Annotated in this window: 14 protein-coding genes; 3 read left to right on the forward strand and 11 right to left on the reverse strand. The window is 74.6% G+C overall.

Features of this window, described 5'->3' with window-relative positions; all coding sequences use genetic code 11:
* Positions 1-24: 24 nt before the first annotated feature.
* The 9 genes from IE295_RS08865 to rimP form a co-directional block, all read right to left on the reverse strand.
* Positions 25-990 carry a bifunctional riboflavin kinase/FAD synthetase gene (locus tag IE295_RS08865; RefSeq protein ID WP_190063012.1) on the reverse strand — a complete coding sequence of 322 codons (966 nt, stop codon included), beginning with the start codon at positions 988-990 and terminating at the stop codon, positions 25-27.
* Between the two features lie 52 nt (positions 991-1,042).
* Complete coding sequence (locus IE295_RS08870) at positions 1,043-5,626, reverse strand: trypsin-like peptidase domain-containing protein (RefSeq protein ID WP_190063013.1); 4,584 nt, start codon at positions 5,624-5,626, stop codon at positions 1,043-1,045.
* Between the two features lie 251 nt (positions 5,627-5,877).
* Positions 5,878-6,780: a tRNA pseudouridine(55) synthase TruB gene (truB, locus tag IE295_RS08875; protein ID WP_190063014.1), complete on the reverse strand. Its 903-nt coding sequence runs from the start codon at positions 6,778-6,780 to the stop codon at positions 5,878-5,880.
* Positions 6,777-7,232: a 30S ribosome-binding factor RbfA gene (rbfA, locus tag IE295_RS08880; protein WP_190063015.1), complete on the reverse strand. Its 456-nt coding sequence runs from the start codon at positions 7,230-7,232 to the stop codon at positions 6,777-6,779. The genes truB and rbfA overlap by 4 nt, the downstream gene beginning before the upstream one ends.
* A gap of 55 nt (positions 7,233-7,287) precedes the next feature.
* Entirely contained in the window at positions 7,288-7,584 is a 297-nt protein-coding gene (locus IE295_RS08885) for a DUF503 domain-containing protein (RefSeq protein WP_190063016.1), read from the reverse strand.
* A 152-nt stretch (positions 7,585-7,736) separates the two neighbouring features.
* Positions 7,737-10,790, reverse strand: a complete 3,054-nt coding sequence (infB, locus tag IE295_RS08890) for a translation initiation factor IF-2 (protein ID WP_190063017.1) — start codon at positions 10,788-10,790, stop codon at positions 7,737-7,739.
* 151 nt (positions 10,791-10,941) lie between these two features.
* A complete protein-coding gene (locus IE295_RS08895) occupies positions 10,942-11,223 on the reverse strand; it encodes a YlxR family protein (protein WP_190063018.1) in 282 nt (93 codons plus the stop codon).
* A gap of 202 nt (positions 11,224-11,425) precedes the next feature.
* A complete protein-coding gene (gene nusA / locus IE295_RS08900) occupies positions 11,426-12,415 on the reverse strand; it encodes a transcription termination factor NusA (RefSeq protein ID WP_190063019.1) in 990 nt (329 codons plus the stop codon).
* A 2-nt stretch (positions 12,416-12,417) separates the two neighbouring features.
* Positions 12,418-12,945 carry a ribosome maturation factor RimP gene (gene rimP / locus IE295_RS08905; RefSeq protein WP_190063020.1) on the reverse strand — a complete coding sequence of 176 codons (528 nt, stop codon included), beginning with the start codon at positions 12,943-12,945 and terminating at the stop codon, positions 12,418-12,420.
* 170 nt (positions 12,946-13,115) lie between these two features.
* On the opposite strand from rimP, the gene IE295_RS08910 reads away from it, so the two are divergent.
* From IE295_RS08910 to IE295_RS08920, 3 genes are read left to right on the forward strand one after another with little or no spacing between them, the layout of a single operon-like run.
* Complete coding sequence (locus tag IE295_RS08910) at positions 13,116-13,673, forward strand: hypothetical protein (protein WP_190063021.1); 558 nt, start codon at positions 13,116-13,118, stop codon at positions 13,671-13,673.
* Entirely contained in the window at positions 13,670-14,116 is a 447-nt protein-coding gene (locus IE295_RS08915) for a ferritin-like domain-containing protein (protein WP_190063022.1), read from the forward strand. Before IE295_RS08910 ends, IE295_RS08915 begins: the two co-directional genes overlap by 4 nt.
* Before the next feature lie 47 nt (positions 14,117-14,163).
* On the forward strand, positions 14,164-15,102 hold the full coding sequence (locus tag IE295_RS08920) for an aminoglycoside phosphotransferase family protein (RefSeq protein WP_190063023.1): 939 nt from the start codon (positions 14,164-14,166) through the stop codon (positions 15,100-15,102).
* Between the two features lie 31 nt (positions 15,103-15,133).
* On the opposite strand, the gene IE295_RS08925 is transcribed toward IE295_RS08920, so the two are convergent.
* Positions 15,134-16,828 (reverse strand): proline--tRNA ligase, encoded by a 1,695-nt coding sequence (locus tag IE295_RS08925; RefSeq protein ID WP_190063024.1) that lies wholly within the window; start codon positions 16,826-16,828, stop codon positions 15,134-15,136.
* A 116-nt stretch (positions 16,829-16,944) separates the two neighbouring features.
* Complete coding sequence (locus IE295_RS08930; protein ID WP_190063025.1) at positions 16,945-17,478, reverse strand: GNAT family N-acetyltransferase; 534 nt, start codon at positions 17,476-17,478, stop codon at positions 16,945-16,947.
* Positions 17,479-17,499: the final 21 nt, after the last annotated feature.

Here is a 17,499-nt window from a genome sequence, read left to right on the forward strand (position 1 = left end):
ATGTGATGCGGGCAAGCGGTGCGGTCAGCCGGCGACGACGGCCGCCTCGTGCGCCGCGACCATGTCGCGGGCGCGCTTCACGTCGTCCGCCATGCACTCCAGCAGTGCCTCGATGGACTCGAACTTCTCCATGCCGCGCAGGTAGGCGAGGAAGTCCACGCCCGCGTGCAGCCCGTACAGGTCGAGGCCGACGCGGTCGATGGCGTAGGCCTCCACCGTCCGCTCGGTCGCGTCGAACTGCACGTTCGTGCCCACCGAGATCGCGGCGGGCATCGACTCGCCGGCGACCGTGAGCCAGCCCGCGTACACGCCGTCCGCGGGGATCGCGGAGTGCGGCAGCGTCTCCACGTTGGCCGTGGGGAAGCCCAGCTCGCGGCCGCGCTGCGCGCCGCGCACGACGACGCCCTCGACGCGGTGCGGGCGGCCGAGGATCTCCATCGCGCCCGCGACGTCGCCCTCGGCGACCAGGCGCCGGGCCAGGGTGGAGGAGAACGGCAGCCCGCCGCCCGCCTCGCCGGAGACGAAGAGGTCGATGACCTCCACGCCGAAGTCGTAGGTGACGCCGAGCTCCTTGAGGAAGCCGACGTCGCCCGCGGCGCGGTGGCCGAAGCGGAAGTTGGGGCCCTCGACGACGAGCTTGGCGTGCAGCTTGTCGACCAGCACCTTCACCACGAAGTCGGCCGGCGACAGCTTCGAGAACTCCGCCGTGAACGGCAGGATCAGCACGGCGTCCACGCCGAGTTCCGCGATGAGCTCCGCGCGCCGGTGGTGCGGCGCCAGCAGCGGCGGGTGGCTGCCGGGGCGGACGACCTCGCTGGGGTGCGGGTCGAAGGTCACCACGACCGAGGGCACGCCGAGCTCGCGCGCCCGGTCCACGGCCCGGCCGATGATCAGTTGATGCCCGCGGTGCACGCCGTCGTACGAGCCGATGGTGACGACGCTGCGCCCCCAGTCCTGGGGGATGTCCTCCAAGCCACGCCAGCGCTGCACTGTGCCCGCTCCTCGCCCGAACCCGAACCTTTGTCTGTCTGATGACGCAGGACTAAGAGTGCCATGCCGGTTGGCGGCGTCCCGCATCGGCCGGTGCGGTGCCGGTCACGTCCGCTGGGTGCGTGGGATCCGATGCGCCCCCCTGACCCCTCCCACCCCCCTTCTCGCGCCCTGCCGTCAGCCGGATGCGGGCGCTCGGCCCCACCACCACGGCCCACTGCGCGGGCGCCGATTTCAGCCATCCGCGTACCTGGTCGCCGAAGACCGGCACCTCCCGGGCCAGCTGCGTCAGCCGCCGGTCGAAGCAGGCGGCCCCCTCGGGCGTGCGGGCCATCAGCAGGCCGGTGCGGTGGACGAGGTCGCGGGTGCGGGCCTCGGTGCGCTCGGCGGCACCCGCCGCCACCGCCCTCAGCAGCGCGTCGAGGACGGTGACGTCCTGCTCGTACGGCCCGTACTCCTCCCGCTCCATCAGCACCTCGAGCAACTCCTGGCGCAGGGGCCGGGAGACCGGGGTGCCGGGGTCCGCGAGGACGGGCGCCAGGGCGCGACGGACCTGGGCGGGCCGGGTGCGCAGCAGGTCCACGACGAGCGGGAAGAGCACGGAACGGGCGGCGGGGCCGTCCTCCAGGCGGCGGTCGACGAACGCGGCGGCGTTCTCCGCTCCCTCCGGGCGGTGCTCGACGTGCTCCCGCACGAGATCGGCGACCCGGCGGGCGAGGGCCGGGGCGGAGACCTCGGAGAGCGTGCGCAGCACGGCGGCGGGCCGGTCCCCCGGCTCGTACAGCCGGGCGCGGAAGGCGGCCAGCACGGGCTCGGAGTGGGTGGTCAGGGCCGGGGCGAGGACCTCGGGCGGCAGATGGGGGTCGCCGGCCGCGAACCGGCCGAGGGCCTGCGGCAGGTGCCGGGCACGGGTGCCGGGGTCGCGGACGAGCAGGGCGAGCGCGGTGCCGTGCAGGGCGCCCTCGGCGGGGCGGGCCAGCAGGGCGAGCGCGGAGAAGCGCAGCAGCTCGCGGTCGGCGTCCGTGGTGACGTGCGGCGCGGTCCGCAGTCCGTACGCGGCGGCGGCCACATGGCGCTCGACGCGCTCGTCGTGCGCCCAGCGGTCCACGGCCCGGCAGAGCGCGGACGGCTCGTCCTCGGCGAGGGCGGCCAGCAGCTCGTCGGCCCGGGGGTGGCCGGCCTGCACGAGCGCCTCGGCGAGGTCGTCGATGGCCCGCCTGCGGTGGGTGTGCAGCAGCGCCTGGGCGGCGGTGGCCACCGTGGGCCGGACGCGGGCGGCGTCGGGAGCGGTCTGCAGCGGCCGCTCGTCGGTGAACCAGCGGCAGAGCAGGGGCTGCGCCGCGCAGGGATGGTCCGCCAGCAGGGTCGCGACGGCGGTCAGGAAGCGGTCCGCCTGGGGCGGGGCGACGGGCCCGGGCGCCTCCTCCGTACCCGCCGGGGCGGGAGTGCGGGCCGTCGTGGCACCTCGCGTCTGGCCGGGTACGTGCGGGAGCGGTCCGCCCCGGGAGGTGCCGGGACCGGGCGCCTGCCCGGCCTCCGGCTGCCTGCCGGGGCCCGTCGGCCCGGCGGCCGCCCGGGTCGCCCCGGAGCGTGGCTTTCCGGCGCCGCGCCGGCGGCCGGGCACCCGGCCGACCACGGGCTCGCGGCTCCGAGCGGAGCCGGCGGAGTCCCCGGAGTCCCCGGCCCGGGAGGGGTCGTCCTCGTGCCGCGCCTGACCCGGCACGCGCGCCGCCGTCCCGGCCTCGCCCTCCCCGTCCGCCCTGGTCTCCCCGTCATCGAGGTCGTCGGCGTCCGCGCCGAGCACACGTGCCGCGGCGTCCTCCTCCGCCGGCTCGGGCCGCCCCGGGCGGACGGCACCGGCCGGCGCTCCGGGCGTCCCCTCGCCCCGGTCCGCGGCGGTGTCCGACACGGCGTCGTGCCGCTCGCCGACGAGGCCGGCCGCACCGGCGCCGACGCCCCCGTCGAGGTCCCACTCGACATCGACCCACCCGCCGGCGTCGCCGTCCGCTCCGGAGCCGGCCGCCCCGGAGTCCACCGCCCCGGCCTCGTCCGACGCCCCGCCGACGGCCGCCCGGTCCGGGACCGCCGCCCGCCCCGCGCCCGCCGGCAGCGCGGCGTCCTCCGCGCCCCCGTCCAGGGCGTCGGGGGCCTCCTCGGCCGCCGCCGCGCCCGGAGGCGGGCCGTCGGCCGGGAGGAGGATGCGCAGGAGCTCGAGCCGGTCGGCGAGGCCGAGCGGGACGCGGCGCCAGAACCACGGGCCGAACTCGGCGAGGCCGCCCAGCTCGGGGGCCGCCTCGCCGTCGAAGCCGCCGACGGCGACCGAGCGGGCGGTGACGCGCTCGGCGAGCAGCCGCAGCACGCCGAGGTAGGGCGTGGCGTCGGGGACCCGCAGCAGCGTCTCGCCGAGCAGGTGGGCGGCCCACCAGGAGGGGTCGCCGAGCGGGCGGCCGGCGCCCTCCTCCTTGGCCTCGGCCTCCGCCGTCCGCTGGGAGAGCGTCTCGACGGCGTGGACGAGGGCGCTGAGGCGGCGGGAGAGCTCGGTCGGCCCCGACCGGCGGGCCAGCAGCAGCATCGCCTGCAGCACGGGCCCGATGCGGTGCCGCGGCACGGGCAGCGGCCGGGGCGGCTCCGCCGGGGCGCCGCGCTTGCGGCGGCGGGACGCGCGGGCCCGCGCGGCGCCGGTGGAGCCGGGCGGGGGCGGTACGTGGCCCCCGGGCACGGGCATGGGGCCGCCGCCGGCGCGCGAGGGCAGGCGGACGGCGGCCTCGGCGGGCGGGCCCTCCGGTTCGTACCAGCGGTGGACCAGCGCGTGCAGGGCGGCGTCGAGGTCGAGGTGGGTGCCCTGCAGCCAGTCGGCGAACTCCTCGTGGGCGAAGCGGTAGCCGGAGCCGGCCGGGACGAGCAGGCCTTCGGTCAGGACGGCGGACGCCCAGCCCGTGCGCCAGGGGAACAGCTCCTCGAACGCCTCCCGCTCGAGCTCCCCCTGCCCGGGTCCCAGGCAGCGCCGGGCCGCCTCGTGGACCTGGCCGGCGACCCGGGCGGCGAGCCTGCGGACCGCGGCGCCGCGCAGCGGCGGCCTGCGGGCGGCGGCGAGCCGGACGGCGATGCGCAGGCAGACCAGGTCGAGGTGGGCGGCGAACACGCCCCAGCGGTCGGGGGCCGCCTCGCCGTCGCCGCCGGCGCCTTCCGTGCCGTCCGGGAGCGCGGCCCGGACCTCGGCGAGCAGCCGGAGGGCCAGGGGGTGGCCCGCGTCGGCGGGGTCGATGGCCTCCGGCGGGATGCCGTAGGACGCGCGCGCCTCGGCGGCCTGGCCGGGGGTCAGTGCGGGCAGGCGCGAGCAGGGCGGCAGGGCCCGCGGCCCCGGCGCGGACGGCAGGCCGCAGGGGCCGTGGAGGGCGTGCGGGGGGAAGAGCGCGCCGGCGCTCTCCCAGTGCTCGGGGCGGCAGGCCACGATCAGGCGGGCGGCGTTGGCCTCGAGCCACTTGGCGGTGGCGGCCGTCCAGGCGGGCAGGGCGTGGGCGAGGACGGGCGGCATCTCCTCGGGCCCGTCGAGGAGGACGAGCAGGGGACGGCCCACGCGGCGGGCCAGCTCGGCGACGGCCTCCGGGGTGGCGGCCGAGGTGTCGCCGACGGTGCCCGCGGCGCCCGCCGAGGCGGTGACGATCCGCCCGGCGGCGGCGAGGGCGCGCTCGAGGGCGTCGCGCACGCTCTCGTCGCCCACGCACAGGTCGGCGCCGCGCAGCCAGAGGGTGGGGGCGGGCTCGGCGCCGCGCGCCCGGCGCCAGGCCAGCGCGCCGAGCTCCGTGGTGCGGCCCGTGCCGGGGTCGCCGACGAGTCCGAGGACATAGGCCCGGCCGCCCGGGTCGGTCTCCTCGACGTCCAGGAAGCGGGCGAACGCGCGCTCGGTCTCCGGGCGCTCCACGGGGTCGCGCCAGACGCGCGGGGTGACGACCGAGCCCAGGGCGGTGGCGGTCAGCTGCAGCGCGCCGGCGAGGTTGAGGTCGGGGCCGAACGCCGGGACGCTGGCGTCGTTGCGGTGCAGCAGCTGGGCCAGCGGCCCCTCCGGGTCGGCCGCGGCGGCCGCGCGCAGGGGGATCGCGAAGCCGGCGGCCCGGCGGTCGGCCTGCAGCGCGGTACCGAGGACGGCGATGACGGCCCCGCCGGCGGCGTCGAACACGGGCCCGCCGGTGGCCTCCTCGCCCAGGCGCAGCCCGGCGCGCTCGGACAGCGACAGCTCCAGCGCGGCCCCGAGCAGGTGGAAGCGGTCGGTGGCGGTGTAGGTGACGGGGACGTCGCCGATGATGCGGGCGTTGTGCCAGCGCCCGGCGCGCAGCCGTACGTCCGTGCCGCCCTCGACGCGCTCGGCCGCCGCGACCGGCAGCGGGGGCACGCTCAGGCCCTCGGTACGCACCAGGGCGAGGTCGTATTCGGGCAGCGGTGTGACGTCGTCGGAGGAGACGACGCAGGTCAGCTCGCCGTGGGCGTGCAGGACCAGGCGGGCGAGGCCGTCGACCGCCTCATGGCTGGTGATCAAAGTGCCGCGGTCGTCGGCGAGGAATCCCGTACCCCGCGCGCGACCGGCTAGGTCGCGGATGCGTACCAGCGACACTTCGGCATCGGTCCGCCGACCGTTCATCCGAGTCGAACCTCCCGCCGTGCTCGTCCACACGACGGTAGGCAGCGGGTGATCGGCGAGACCAGATCACATCCTGAACGCGCCCCCTTGCACCCCCCTGGTTCACTCCGAGCGCCTGCCCGTTGGGGTGAATCATCAGTCCCGGATGGATAGAGACCAGTGGGAGGGGGATCGTGGGGCGGGGATCGCGCGATGCGCGCTCCCCGCCCCACGGTGTGCGGCGCCGCCTCGGGGCGGCCGCCGCGGCGTCGCTAGACGAAGACGGCCAGGCTCTTGGCCTTGCCGCCCTGGTTCTCCACCAGCACGAGGAAGCGGCCGTCGGGGCCGAAGACCGCGATGGGGCCGGTCGTCTCGAACGCCGGCACCTTGATCCGGACGCCGTTGGCCAGCAGGCGGGCCTGCTCGGCGTTCACGTCCCAGCGTTGGAAGGCGGCGGACGCCGCCTCGGCGACGGGCATCACGGTCAGCTCCTCCTGGAGCGCCTCGAGCGTGCGGGCGTCGCCGATGCCGTACGGACCGACCCGGGTGCGCCGCAGCGCCGTGAGGTGGCCGCCCACGCCCGTGTCGGCGCCCAGGTCGCGGGCGAGGGCCCGGACGTAGGTGCCGGAGGAGCAGACGACGGAGACCAGCAGGTCCTGCACCGGCGTGCCGTCCTCCGCCTCGGCGGGGTGCACGGCGTGCACGGTGAAGGACGAGACCGTCACCGGCCGGGCGGGGATCTCGAAGTCCTCGCCCTCGCGCGCCCGCTTGTACGAGCGCACGCCGTCTATCTTGATCGCGCTGACCTTGGACGGCACCTGCATGATGGCGCCGGTCAGCTTCGCGACCCCGGCGTCGATGGCCTCGCGCGTGACGCCGGAGGCGTCCGCGGAGGAGGTGATCTCCCCCTCCGCGTCGTCCGTGACCGTGTTCTGCCCGAGGCGGATGGTCGCCACGTACTCCTTCTCGGTCAGCGCGAGGTGACCGAGGAGCTTGGTGGCGCGCTCGACGCCGAGGACGAGCACGCCGGTCGCCATCGGGTCGAGCGTCCCCGCGTGGCCGACGCGCCGGGTGCGGGCGATGCCCCGCATCTTGGCGACGACGTCGTGCGAGGTGAAGCCGGCCGGCTTGTCGACGATGATCAGGCCGTCCGGGCCGCTGTACTTCTGCTTCATTCGGCGGCAGCGTCCTTGTCGTCCCCGTCCTCGCCGGGCTTGCGGTACGGGTCCGCTTCGCCGGCGTAGGCGGCGCCCGAGGAGGCCTGGCGCACCTGGGCGTCCGAGGCCCGCGCCCGGTCGAGGAGGTCCTCGATCGCCCGGGCGTTGTCCGGCAGGGCGTCCGCCACGAAGGTCAGGGTCGGCGTGAACTTGGTGCCCGCCGCACGGCCGACCTCGGAGCGCAGGATGCCCTTGGCGCTCTCCAGCCCGGCGGCCGCGCTGGCGCGCTCCTCGTCGTCGCCGTAGACCGTGTAGAAGACCGTGGCCTCCCGCAGGTCACCGGTGACCCGGGTGTCCGTGATGGTTACATGCGAGCCGAGCCGCGGGTCCTTGATTCCGCGCTGCAGCTTCTGAGCGATCACCTCGCGGATGAGGTCCGCCAGCCTCTTCGCCCGCGCGTTGTCGGCCACTGGTCCGTCTCCTTCTCGTCTTCCAGCATTGTGCTCTCGGCGCCAGCCGACCGCTTCAGTCGTCATGGTCGCCGTGGAACCGCCGCCGTACCGACAGCAGCTCCACTTCAGGACGTGCGGCGACCCAGCGCTCGCAGCGGTCCAGTAGGTCTGTGAGGTGCCCCGCGTCCCCGGAGACCGCCGCCACGCCGATGGTGACCCGGCGGTAGAGGTCCTGGTCGCCGACCTCCGCCACGCTCACCGCGTACTTGCGGTGCAGCTCGGCGACGATCGGGCGGACGACGGAGCGCTTCTCCTTCAGCGACCGTACGTCGCCGAGGAGAAGATCGAAGGACAGTGTCCCTGCATACATGCGTTACGGGTGAGGCCCACCCGGGAGGCGTGAGTTGTGTGCCGGTACCTCGCGGTACCTGATGTACGACCTCTTCGAACCGTACACGCAACGGCCGGGGCCGATCGACGGAAATATGATCCGCCGACCGGCCCCGGGTCGAGCTATGCGATTCAGCCGCGGGGCTTCTCGCGCATCTCGTACGTCGCGATGACGTCGTCGATCTTGATGTCGTTGAAGTTTCCGAGGTTGATACCACCCTCGAAGCCTTCGCGGATCTCGGTGACGTCGTCCTTGAAGCGACGCAGACCGACGATGTTGAGCTCCTCCGCGATGACCTTGCCGTCGCGGATGAGGCGCGCCTTGGTGTTGCGCTTGACCTCGCCGGAGCGGATGAGGACACCGGCGATGTTGCCCAGCTTGGACGAGCGGAAGATCTCGCGGATCTCCGCCGTACCGAGCTCGACCTCTTCGTACTCCGGCTTCAGCATGCCCTTCAGGGCCGCCTCGATCTCCTCGATCGCCTGGTAGATGACCGAGTAGTACCGGACGTCGACGCCCTCGCGCTCGGCCATCTGCGTGGCACGGCCCTCGGCGCGGACGTTGAAGCCGATGACGATGGCGTCGGAGCCGGTCGCCAGGTTGATGTCCGACTCGGTGACCGCACCCACACCGCGGTGCAGGATCCGGATGTCGACCTCTTCACCGACGTCGAGCTGGAGCAGCGAGGACTCGAGAGCCTCCACCGAACCGGACGCGTCGCCCTTGATGATGATGTTGAGGTCCTGCACCAGGCCGGCCTTGAGCACCTTGTCGAGGTCCTCGAGGGACACCCGGCGGGTGCGCTTGGCGAAGGCGGCGTTGCGCTCACGCGCAGCGCGCTTCTCGGCGATCTGGCGAGCCGTGCGGTCCTCGTCGACGACGAGGAAGTTGTCGCCGGCGCCCGGGACGTTGGTCAGACCGAGGACGAGGACCGGGGTCGACGGACCCGCCTCTTCCACGTTCTGGCCCTTGTCGTCGAGCATCGCGCGGACACGGCCGTAGGCGTCACCGGCGACCATCGTGTCGCCGACGCGGAGGGTACCGCGCTGGACGAGGACGGTGGCCACGGCGCCGCGGCCGCGGTCGAGGTGGGCCTCGATCGCAATACCCTGCGCGTCCTGCTCCGCGTTGGCGCGCAGGTCGAGCGAGGCGTCCGCGGTGAGGACCACGGCCTCCAGCAGGCTGTCGATGTGCAGGCCTTGCTTGGCGGAGATGTCGACGAACATGGTGTCGCCGCCGTACTCCTCGGCCACCAGACCGAACTCGGTGAGCTGACCGCGCACCTTGGTCGGGTCGGCGCCCTCGACGTCGATCTTGTTGACCGCGACCACGATCGGCACGTCGGCCGCCTTGGCGTGGTTCAGCGCCTCGATCGTCTGCGGCATCACACCGTCGTTCGCCGCCACCACGAGGATCGCGATGTCGGTCGACTTGGCACCACGGGCACGCATGGCGGTGAACGCCTCGTGACCCGGGGTGTCGATGAAGGTGATCGCGCGCTCTTCGCCGTTGACCTCGGTGGCGACCTGGTACGCACCGATGTGCTGCGTGATGCCGCCGGCCTCGCCCGCGACGACGTTCGTCTTGCGGATCGCGTCCAGCAGTCGGGTCTTACCGTGGTCGACGTGACCCATGACGGTCACGACCGGCGGACGGGAGACGAGCATCTCCTCGCCGCCCTCGTTCTCACCGAACTCGATGGAGAACGACTCGAGCAGCTCGCGGTCCTCCTCCTCGGGGCTGACGATCTGAACCTGGTAGTTCATCTCGTCACCGAGGAGCGTCAGCGTCTCGTCGGACACCGACTGGGTGGCCGTGACCATCTCGCCGAGGTTCATCATCACGGCGACGAGCGACGCCGGGTTGGCGCCGATCTTCTCCGCGAAGTCGGTGAGGGAGGCACCGCGGGACAGACGAATGGTCTCGCCGCCACCACGGGGCAGCATCACGCCGCCGACGGACGGGGCCTGCATGGCCTCGTACTCCTGGCGCCTCTGCCGCTTCGACTTGCGGCCACGACGGGCCGGACCGCCGGGACGGCCGAAGGCGCCCTGCGTGCCACCACGGGCACCGGGGCCGCCGGGACGACCGCCGAAGCCGGGACGACCGCCGAAGCCGCCGCCACCACCGGGAGCGCCGCCGCCACCGGGACGACCGGCGAAGCCGCCGCCACCACCGGGACGACCGCCGCCGCCGGGACCGGCCGGACGACCGGCGAAGCCGGGACGACCGCCGCCGCCGCCGGGACGACCCGCGCCGCCGCCGGGACCGCGACCGCCGCCGCCGGGGCCCGGACGCGGGCCGGCAGCGGGACGCTGCGGCATCATGCCGGGGTTCGGACGGTTACCGGCCGGGGCACCGCCGGGACGCGGGGCGCCACCGGGGGCACCCTGCGGACGGGGCATGCCGCCGGGGGTCGGACGCGGAGCGCCGCCCTGCGGACGCGGGGCGGCGCCGGGGCCGCCCTGCGGACGGGGAGCACCGGGGCCGCCGGCACCCGGACGCGGGGCGCCACCCGGACGGGGGGCCTGCGGACGGGCCATGCCGGTGGAGCCACCGGACGTGAAGGGGTTGTTGCCCGGACGGGGACCGGCCGGACGGGCGCCACCGGGACGCGGGGCACGCTCACCCTGACCACCCGGGCGCGGGGCGCGCTCGGGACGGCCGCCGTCACGCTGACCGGCGGGGCCGGGACGCGCGCCGGGGCGCGGACCGGGGGCACCACCGGGACGCGGCGCGGGGCGGTCCTGGGCGGGCTGGGCCGGGGCCGGCGCGGAGAACTCCGCGGCGGGCACCGGGGTGACCGGGGCAGGCTTGGCCGGAGCCGCCGGAGCGGGCTTCGGACCGGGGCGCGGACCGGGGGTCGGCGCGGCGCCTGCCGGCTTGGGGGTGCTGGGGGTCTCCGCGGCGGCCGGCTTGGGGGCCGGGGCAGCGGGACGGGGGGCGCCCGGAGTGGGGGCACCCGGCTTCGGCGCAGCCTTGCGCGGCGCCGCGGGCTTCGCAGCGGACTTGCCGGCGTTGCCGCCGGGTCCCTGCAATGCGTCAGTCAACTTACGGACGACCGGCGCCTCGATGGTCGAGGACGCCGAACGGACGAATTCACCAAGTTCTTGGAGCTTGGCCATGACGACCTTGCTCTCCACTCCGAACTCCTTGGCGAGTTCGTATACCCGGACCTTAGCCACTTCGCTCCTTCTAGGTCCGGGTGTCCGCCGGACCGTCGCTACTTCATGGGCGTACTCATCGCGTACTCATCGAGTGCTCATCGCAATCTCGACCTACTTCCAACTCGCGAGGTACCTGACGTGGGTCTCCCCGCACACTCGCGGGGCCGATCTATTGCTGCTCGGTCTGTTCGACGTACTGGCGCAGTCGCGCCGTGTCGAGCGGTCCCGGGACCTTGAAGGCCCGGGGAAACGCCCGGCGGCGCACCGCCAGATCGAGGCAGACCAGTGTGGGATGCACGGAGGCACCCCGGCCGGGCAGCGTACCGCGAGGATCGGGGACGCAGACGCCCTCGATCACCACGGTCCGCAGCAGTTCGCCCTTGGCCGCTCGCTCCCGGCACCCCACACAGGTGCGCTCAGGGCATGCGCGGGCATGCGTCCGGCCAGACACTGGTTAAGTCTACCTCCCCGCGCCGACCTCACCCCTTCGGGGCACTGATCGCGCGCGTATGCGTTTCGGCCATGATCGGCCAGGAATACGGGCCCGGAACAGGCCCCGCACGGGTCGGCGCGGTCCTCGACGGTCGTTTTACGGACCAATCGAGGCCGCTCGGGGACGCTTGTCGCGCGCCCCCTGCCGCTTCCGTGCGCCTTTACTCGCCCTGCTGCTGCTCGGTGTCCGGACGGATGTCGATCCGCCATCCGGTCAGCCGCGCCGCGAGCCGGGCGTTCTGCCCCTCCTTGCCGATGGCCAGGGAGAGCTGGTAGTCCGGCACGGTCACCCGGGCCGAGCGGGCGGAGAGGTCCACGACCTCCACCTTGCTCACCCGTGCGGGGGACAGCGCGTGCGCCACCAGCTCCGCCGGGTCGTCCGACCAGTCGACGATGTCGATCTTCTCGCCGTGCAGCTCGGCCATGACGGCGCGGACCCGGCCGCCCATCGGGCCGATGCAGGCGCCCTTGGCGTTCAGGCCGGAGCGGGTCGAACGCACCGCGATCTTGGTGCGGTGACCGGCCTCACGGGCGATGGCGGCGATCTCCACCGAACCGTCCGCGATCTCCGGGACCTCCATGGCGAAGAGCTTCTTCACCAGGTTGGGGTGGGTCCGCGAGAGCGTCACGGACGGGCCGCGGACACCCTTCGCCACCCGTACGACGTACGTGCGCAGACGCGTGCCGTGCTTGTACTCCTCGCCGGGCACCTGCTCCTGGACCGGCAGGATGGCTTCCAGCTTGCCGATGTCGACCAGGACGTTCTTGGGGTCCTTGCCCTGCTGCACGATGCCCGCGACGACGTCGCCCTCGCGCCCGGCGAACTCACCGAAAGTGATCTCGTCCTCGGCGTCGCGCAGACGCTGGAGGATGACCTGCTTCGCGGTGGTCGCGGCGATCCGGCCGAAACCGGACGGGGTGTCGTCGAACTCGCGGGGCTCCTCGCCCTCGGCGAGGTCCTGCGGGTCCTCCTTGGCCCAGACCGTCACGTGCCCGGTCGACCGGTCCAGCTCCACACGGGCCCGGCGGCGGCTTCCCTCGGTGCGGTGGTACGCGATGAGGAGGGCCGACTCGATCGCCTCGACCAGCAGGTCGAAGGAGATCTCCTTTTCCCGCACCAGACCCCGCAGGGCGCTCATGTCGATGTCCACGGCTACGCCTCCTCTTGATTCTCGTCTTGAATGTCGTCAGCGGTCTTTTCCGCCGTCTTGCGGTTGAACTCGATTTCCACGCGCGCCTTGGCGATGTCGCCGAAGGCCAGCCTGCGGGCGGTGGGCTTGCGGCCCTTGACGCCCGGGACCTCCAGGTCGAGACCCTCGTCGTCCACGGAGACGATCCGCGCGACGAGCTCGCCGCCCTCGGCCAGCTGCGCCTTGATCAGGCGGCCGGTGGCCCGGACGTAGTGCCGGTGCTGGGTCAGGGGACGGTCCGCACCCGGGGAGGTGACCTCGAGGACGTAGGGCGCGCCACCCATGACGTCCGTCTCGTCGAGCGCGGCGGAGATGTCGCGGCTCAGGTCCGCACAGGTGTCCAGCTGCACGCCCTCTTCGGAATCCACCACGATGCGCAGCACACGCCGCTTGCCGGCCGGCGTCACCTCGACCTCTTCCAGGTCCAGCTCCCGCGCGCTCACGAGAGGGGCCAGCAGCTCGCGCAGCCGCTCGCTCTGGGTGGTGCTCATCCGGGTGACTCCTCGGCCGCGTGTGCTGTTGTGGGAAAGTCGCGTGTCAGGTCAAAGCCTATCTGTTCCGGCAGCCGACTGACGATTCGGTGCCCGGTCCACGCCGACGCGGCCACGCGCCGGTACGCTCGCGTGCGGTGATCATGCCCGGACGACGCGGAAAGAGGATCGTGCCGCTCACGACGACGACGCGGGGCGCCGACGGCCCGCGCAGACGCAGGGTACTGGCAGGAGGCGCCGCGGCCCTCATGGCCGGGGGCGCCGCCGTGCTGCTCGCCGGATGCTCGGGCGGCGGGAACGCCGGCGAGGACGCGGCCGACGAGCGCTCCCCGGCCGCCGAACGGCTGCGGGCGCGCGCCGGGCGGGACGCAGCGGGACTGCTGCAACGGTACGACGCGACGATCGCCGCGCACGCGACGCTCGGGGAACGGCTGCGCCCGCTGCGGGCCGAAGTCGCCCGCCACGTCACGGCGTTCGCCCCCGCCGCCGCCCGGTCCGCCGCGCCGTCCGCGTCCCCGTCCGCCTCGGCCTCTCCCCCGCCCGTACGGCCGGAGGTGCCCGGCGACGAGGAGGCGGCGCTGGGCGCGCTCGCCGACGCCGAGCGCCGCGCCGCCGACGCCCGCACCGCCGACCTCGGCTCGGCACCCCCCCAACTCGCCCGGCTGCTGGCCTCCGTGGCCGCGGCCGGCGCGGCACACGCCTATCTGCTCACCGGAGGCGGCTCATGACGACGTCCCAGGACTCCGCCGTCGCCAGGGCGACGGTGGCGGCCGCCCAGGCCGCCCTCGCGGCGGAGCACGCCGCCGTGTACGGCTTCGGCGTCGTCGGCGGTCGCGTCGAGGAGGAACGCTCGGCACAGGCGCGCGAGGCGTACGACGCCCACCGGGCGCGCAGGGACGTGATGAGCCGCGCGGTGCGCGCGCTCGGCGCCGAGCCGGAGGCCGCTTCGGCCGCGTACGCGCTGCCCTTCCCGGTGACCGACGGGGCATCGGCGGTGCGACTGGCGGCGGAGCTGGAGCGCCGGCTCGCGGCCGTCTACGCCGATCTCGTACGGGCCTCCACCGGGTCGCTGCGCCGCGAGGCGGCCGCGGGGCTGCGCGAGGCGGCGGTGCGGGCGGTGCGCTGGAGCGGCGGCAGCGTAGCCTTCCCTGGGCTCGCCGAGCGGGTCTGACCGGCGGGAGCGCCGTACCGGTGAACGAGGAAAGGGACTGCTCAGGGATGGCCACAGCGCACGACAGCCTCGAACCGCCCCAGCGGCTGGTTCGGACCCTGGGCGCGGACCCCGCGTACGGCGACGCCGCAAACCGGTGGCTCGCCGCGCTGCCCGGCCTCGCCCGGGAGTGCCTGGAGCGCTGGGACCTGACGCCCGAACGGGTGCAGACGCCCGGCGGCCGGACCAGCATGGTCGTGCTCGCCCGGCGCTCCGACGGCACGCCCGTCGCCCTCAAGCTCTGCCTGCCCGACGGCTCGGCCGCCCTCGAACACGCCGCGCTCGCCCACTGGGACGGCCGGTCGGCCGTGCGGGCGCTGGACGTCGCCCCCGAGGCGGGCGCGCTGCTGCTGGAGCGACTGCACGCCGACGTCAGCCTGCGCTCGCTGGCCGAGGCCAAGGCCCAGCTGGAGGCGGCCGCCACGCTGCAGCGCCTGTGGGTGGCGCCGCCCGCCGGGCACTCCTTCCCGGACGTGGCCGGCCACACGGCCGCCCTGGCCGACGCGTTGCGCGCGCACCGCGAACAGCCGTGGGCCGCGGACGCACGGGCCGTGCTCGACGAGGCCCTCGAGCTGCGCGACGCCCTGGTGGCCGAACCGCCCGCCGGCGAGGGGGCGGTGCTGCTGCACGGGGAGTACCACCAGGGCAACGTCCTGGCCGCCGACCGCCTGCCCTGGCTGGCCATCGCCCCGCGCCCGCTGGTGGGCGAGCGGGCCTACGACCTGGCGTGGCTGGTCCGCGACCGGCTCGACACCCTGCTCGCCGCCCCGGGCGCCGCGGCCGCGGTGCGGCGGCGGGTGGCGAAGCTGGCCGAGTCGCTGGACGTCGACCCCGGCCGCCTGCGCGGCTGGACGCTCTTCCGCACGGCGCGGGAGGGGGCGCACCAGCTCGCGCTGGGGGCGCGGGGACAGGGCGAACTGCTGCTGGAGTTCGCCGGGTTGCTGTGACGGCGCACGGCGGCCCGGCCGCTCCCCGGGGTCAGCGGGCCGTCAGGCGGGCGACGACCTCGGCCACCGGGACCTCTTCCTTCTCGCCGGTGCGCCGGTCCTTCAGCTCGACCACGCCGTCCGCCGCCCCGCGGCCCACGACCAGGATCGTCGGCACGCCGATCAGCTCGGCGTCCGTGAACTTCACCCCCGGCGACACCCCCGCCCGGTCGTCCAGCAGCACTCGGACGCCCGCCTCGGCCAGCCGGTCGGACAGCTCCGCGGCGAGCTGCGTCTGGACGGCCTTGCCCGCCGCCACGACGTGCACGTCCGCCGGCGCGACCTCGCGCGGCCAGCACAGCCCGGCGCCGTCGTGGGTCTGCTCCGCCAGCGCGGCGACGGCGCGCGAGACGCCGATGCCGTAGGAGCCCATCGTGACGCGGACCGGCTTGCCCTGGGGGCCGAGGACGTCGAGGCCGAACGCGTCGGCGTACTTGCGGCCGAGCTGGAAGATGTGGCCGATCTCGATCGCCCGGCCGATCTCCAGGCCGGCCCCGCAGTTGGGGCACGGGTCGCCCGGCTCGACCACGACGACGTCGAGGTAGCGGTCGACCGTGAAGTCCCGGCCGCAGACGACGTTGCGGGCGTGCGTGTCCGGCTTGTTGGCGCCGGTGACCCAGGACGTGCCGGGCGCCACGCGCGGGTCGGCGAGGTAGGGCAGGTCCAGGCCCTGCGGGCCGACGTAGCCCCGGACCAGCTCCGGCCGCCCCACGAAGTCCTCGGCCGTCACCAACTCCACCACGGCGGGCGCCAGGTGCTCCCCCAGCTTGGCCAGGTCGACCTCGCGGTCGCCGGGGACGCCGACGGCCGTGATCTCGCCGTCGACCTTGACGAGCAGGTTCTTCAGCGTCGCCGACGCGGGCACGCCCAGGTGCTCGGCGAGGCTCTCGATGGTGGGGGTGTCCGGGGTGTCCAGCTCCTCCACCGGGCCGTGGCCGGAGGGGTCGGCGGGGGCCACGGCGGTGGTCACCGCCTCCGTGTTGGCGGCGTAGTCGCACTTCGGGCAGTCGACGAAGGTGTCCTCGCCGGCCGCGGCCGGGGCCAGGAACTCCTCGGACGCCGAGCCGCCCATCGCGCCCGAGACGGCGGAGACGATCCGGTAGTCCAGGCCCAGGCGTTCGAAGATGCGGGTGTAGGCGGTGCGGTGGAGGCGGTAGGACTCGGCGAGGCCCTCGTCGGTGGTGTCGAAGGAGTACGAGTCCTTCATCTGGAACTCGCGCCCGCGCAGCACGCCCGAGCGCGGCCGCGCCTCGTCCCGGTACTTGGCCTGGATCTGATAGAGCATCACCGGCAGGTCCTTGTAGGACGTGCACTGGTCCTTCACCGTCAGCGTGAAGATCTCCTCGTGGGTGGGGCCGAGCAGGTAGTCCGCGCCCTTGCGGTCACGCAGCCGGAACAGCAGCTCGCCGTACTCCTCCCAGCGCCCGCTCGTCTCGTACGGCTCCTTGGGCAGCAGCGCGGGCAGCAGGACCTCCTGGCCGCCGATGGCGTCCATCTCCTCGCGCACCACGCGCGAGACGTTGTCGAGCACCTTCTTGCCCAGCGGCAGCCAGGTCCAGACCCCCGCCGAGGAGCGGCGGACGTAGCCGGCGCGGACCAGCAGCTTGTGGCTGGCGGTCTCCGCGTCGGCCGGATCGTCGCGCAGTGTCTTGATCAGGCTCGTGGACATGCGCTGGACGTGGGCCATGGTCTCTCCTGCGGACGTGCGGGGCGCGGGATGCGCGGGTGCTTCGAGGTGCCGGCGCGCGTGCGCGCGGTTGCGAGGAGCGTATGCGGCGCCCGCCGATGCCCCAAAACCATTTGTCAGGGCTGCAGGGGCAGTGGCGCCCCCATCACCGCGTACGGCCGCGCGGCGCTCGGGAAGACGACGTTGCGGGCGAGGTCCCGGTAGCCCAGCTTGCGGTAGAGCGCCCGGGCGGGGCTCTCCTTGTCGATGGCGGACAGGATGGAGCGGGGTTCGCTCGCCGTGGCCGTGATGGCGGTGATGAGGGTCCGCCCGATCCGCCGGTTCTGGAAGGCGGGGTGGACGTGCAGCTCGGTGATGACGAAGGAGTCGTCCAGCCAGGTGTCGTTGCCGTTGGCGCGCAGGTACGGTTCGACGACCGTGGACCACCAGTGCGTGCGGTCGTTCGGCATCCCGTAGACGAAGCCCACGAGCCGCCCCTCGGGGGTGGTGGCGCCCAGGGCGCGCGCACCGGGGCACTGCAGGTGCCGCAGGACGATGTGGCGCCGCACGCCGACCTCTTCGGGGGTGAGGCCGAAGGCGACCGCCTGGACGGCCAGTGCCTCGTCCACCCGTGCGGCGAGGTCGAGCGGTCCGACCGCGATGTCATTCATGCCGGGGAGGCTACCCGCCCG

It is taken from the genome of Streptomyces griseocarneus, assembly GCF_014655595.1.
Lineage (GTDB): Bacteria > Actinomycetota > Actinomycetes > Streptomycetales > Streptomycetaceae > Streptomyces > Streptomyces griseocarneus.

Bases quoted from the DNA above. Each gene is read 5' to 3' on its own strand.
- IE295_RS08925 (WP_190063024.1), bottom strand. From the start codon at position 16,828: ATGGCCCACGTCCAGCGCATGTCCACGAGCCTGATCAAGACACTGCGC.
- IE295_RS08930 (WP_190063025.1), bottom strand. From the start codon at position 17,478: ATGAATGACATCGCGGTCGGACCGCTCGACCTCGCCGCACGGGTGGAC.
- IE295_RS08870 (WP_190063013.1), bottom strand. From the start codon at position 5,626: ATGAACGGTCGGCGGACCGATGCCGAAGTGTCGCTGGTACGCATCCGC.
- rimP (WP_190063020.1), bottom strand. From the start codon at position 12,945: ATGAGCACCACCCAGAGCGAGCGGCTGCGCGAGCTGCTGGCCCCTCTC.
- truB (WP_190063014.1), bottom strand. From the start codon at position 6,780: ATGAAGCAGAAGTACAGCGGCCCGGACGGCCTGATCATCGTCGACAAG.
- IE295_RS08915 (WP_190063022.1), top strand. From the start codon at position 13,670: ATGACGACGTCCCAGGACTCCGCCGTCGCCAGGGCGACGGTGGCGGCC.
- IE295_RS08920 (WP_190063023.1), top strand. From the start codon at position 14,164: ATGGCCACAGCGCACGACAGCCTCGAACCGCCCCAGCGGCTGGTTCGG.
- IE295_RS08885 (WP_190063016.1), bottom strand. From the start codon at position 7,584: ATGTATGCAGGGACACTGTCCTTCGATCTTCTCCTCGGCGACGTACGG.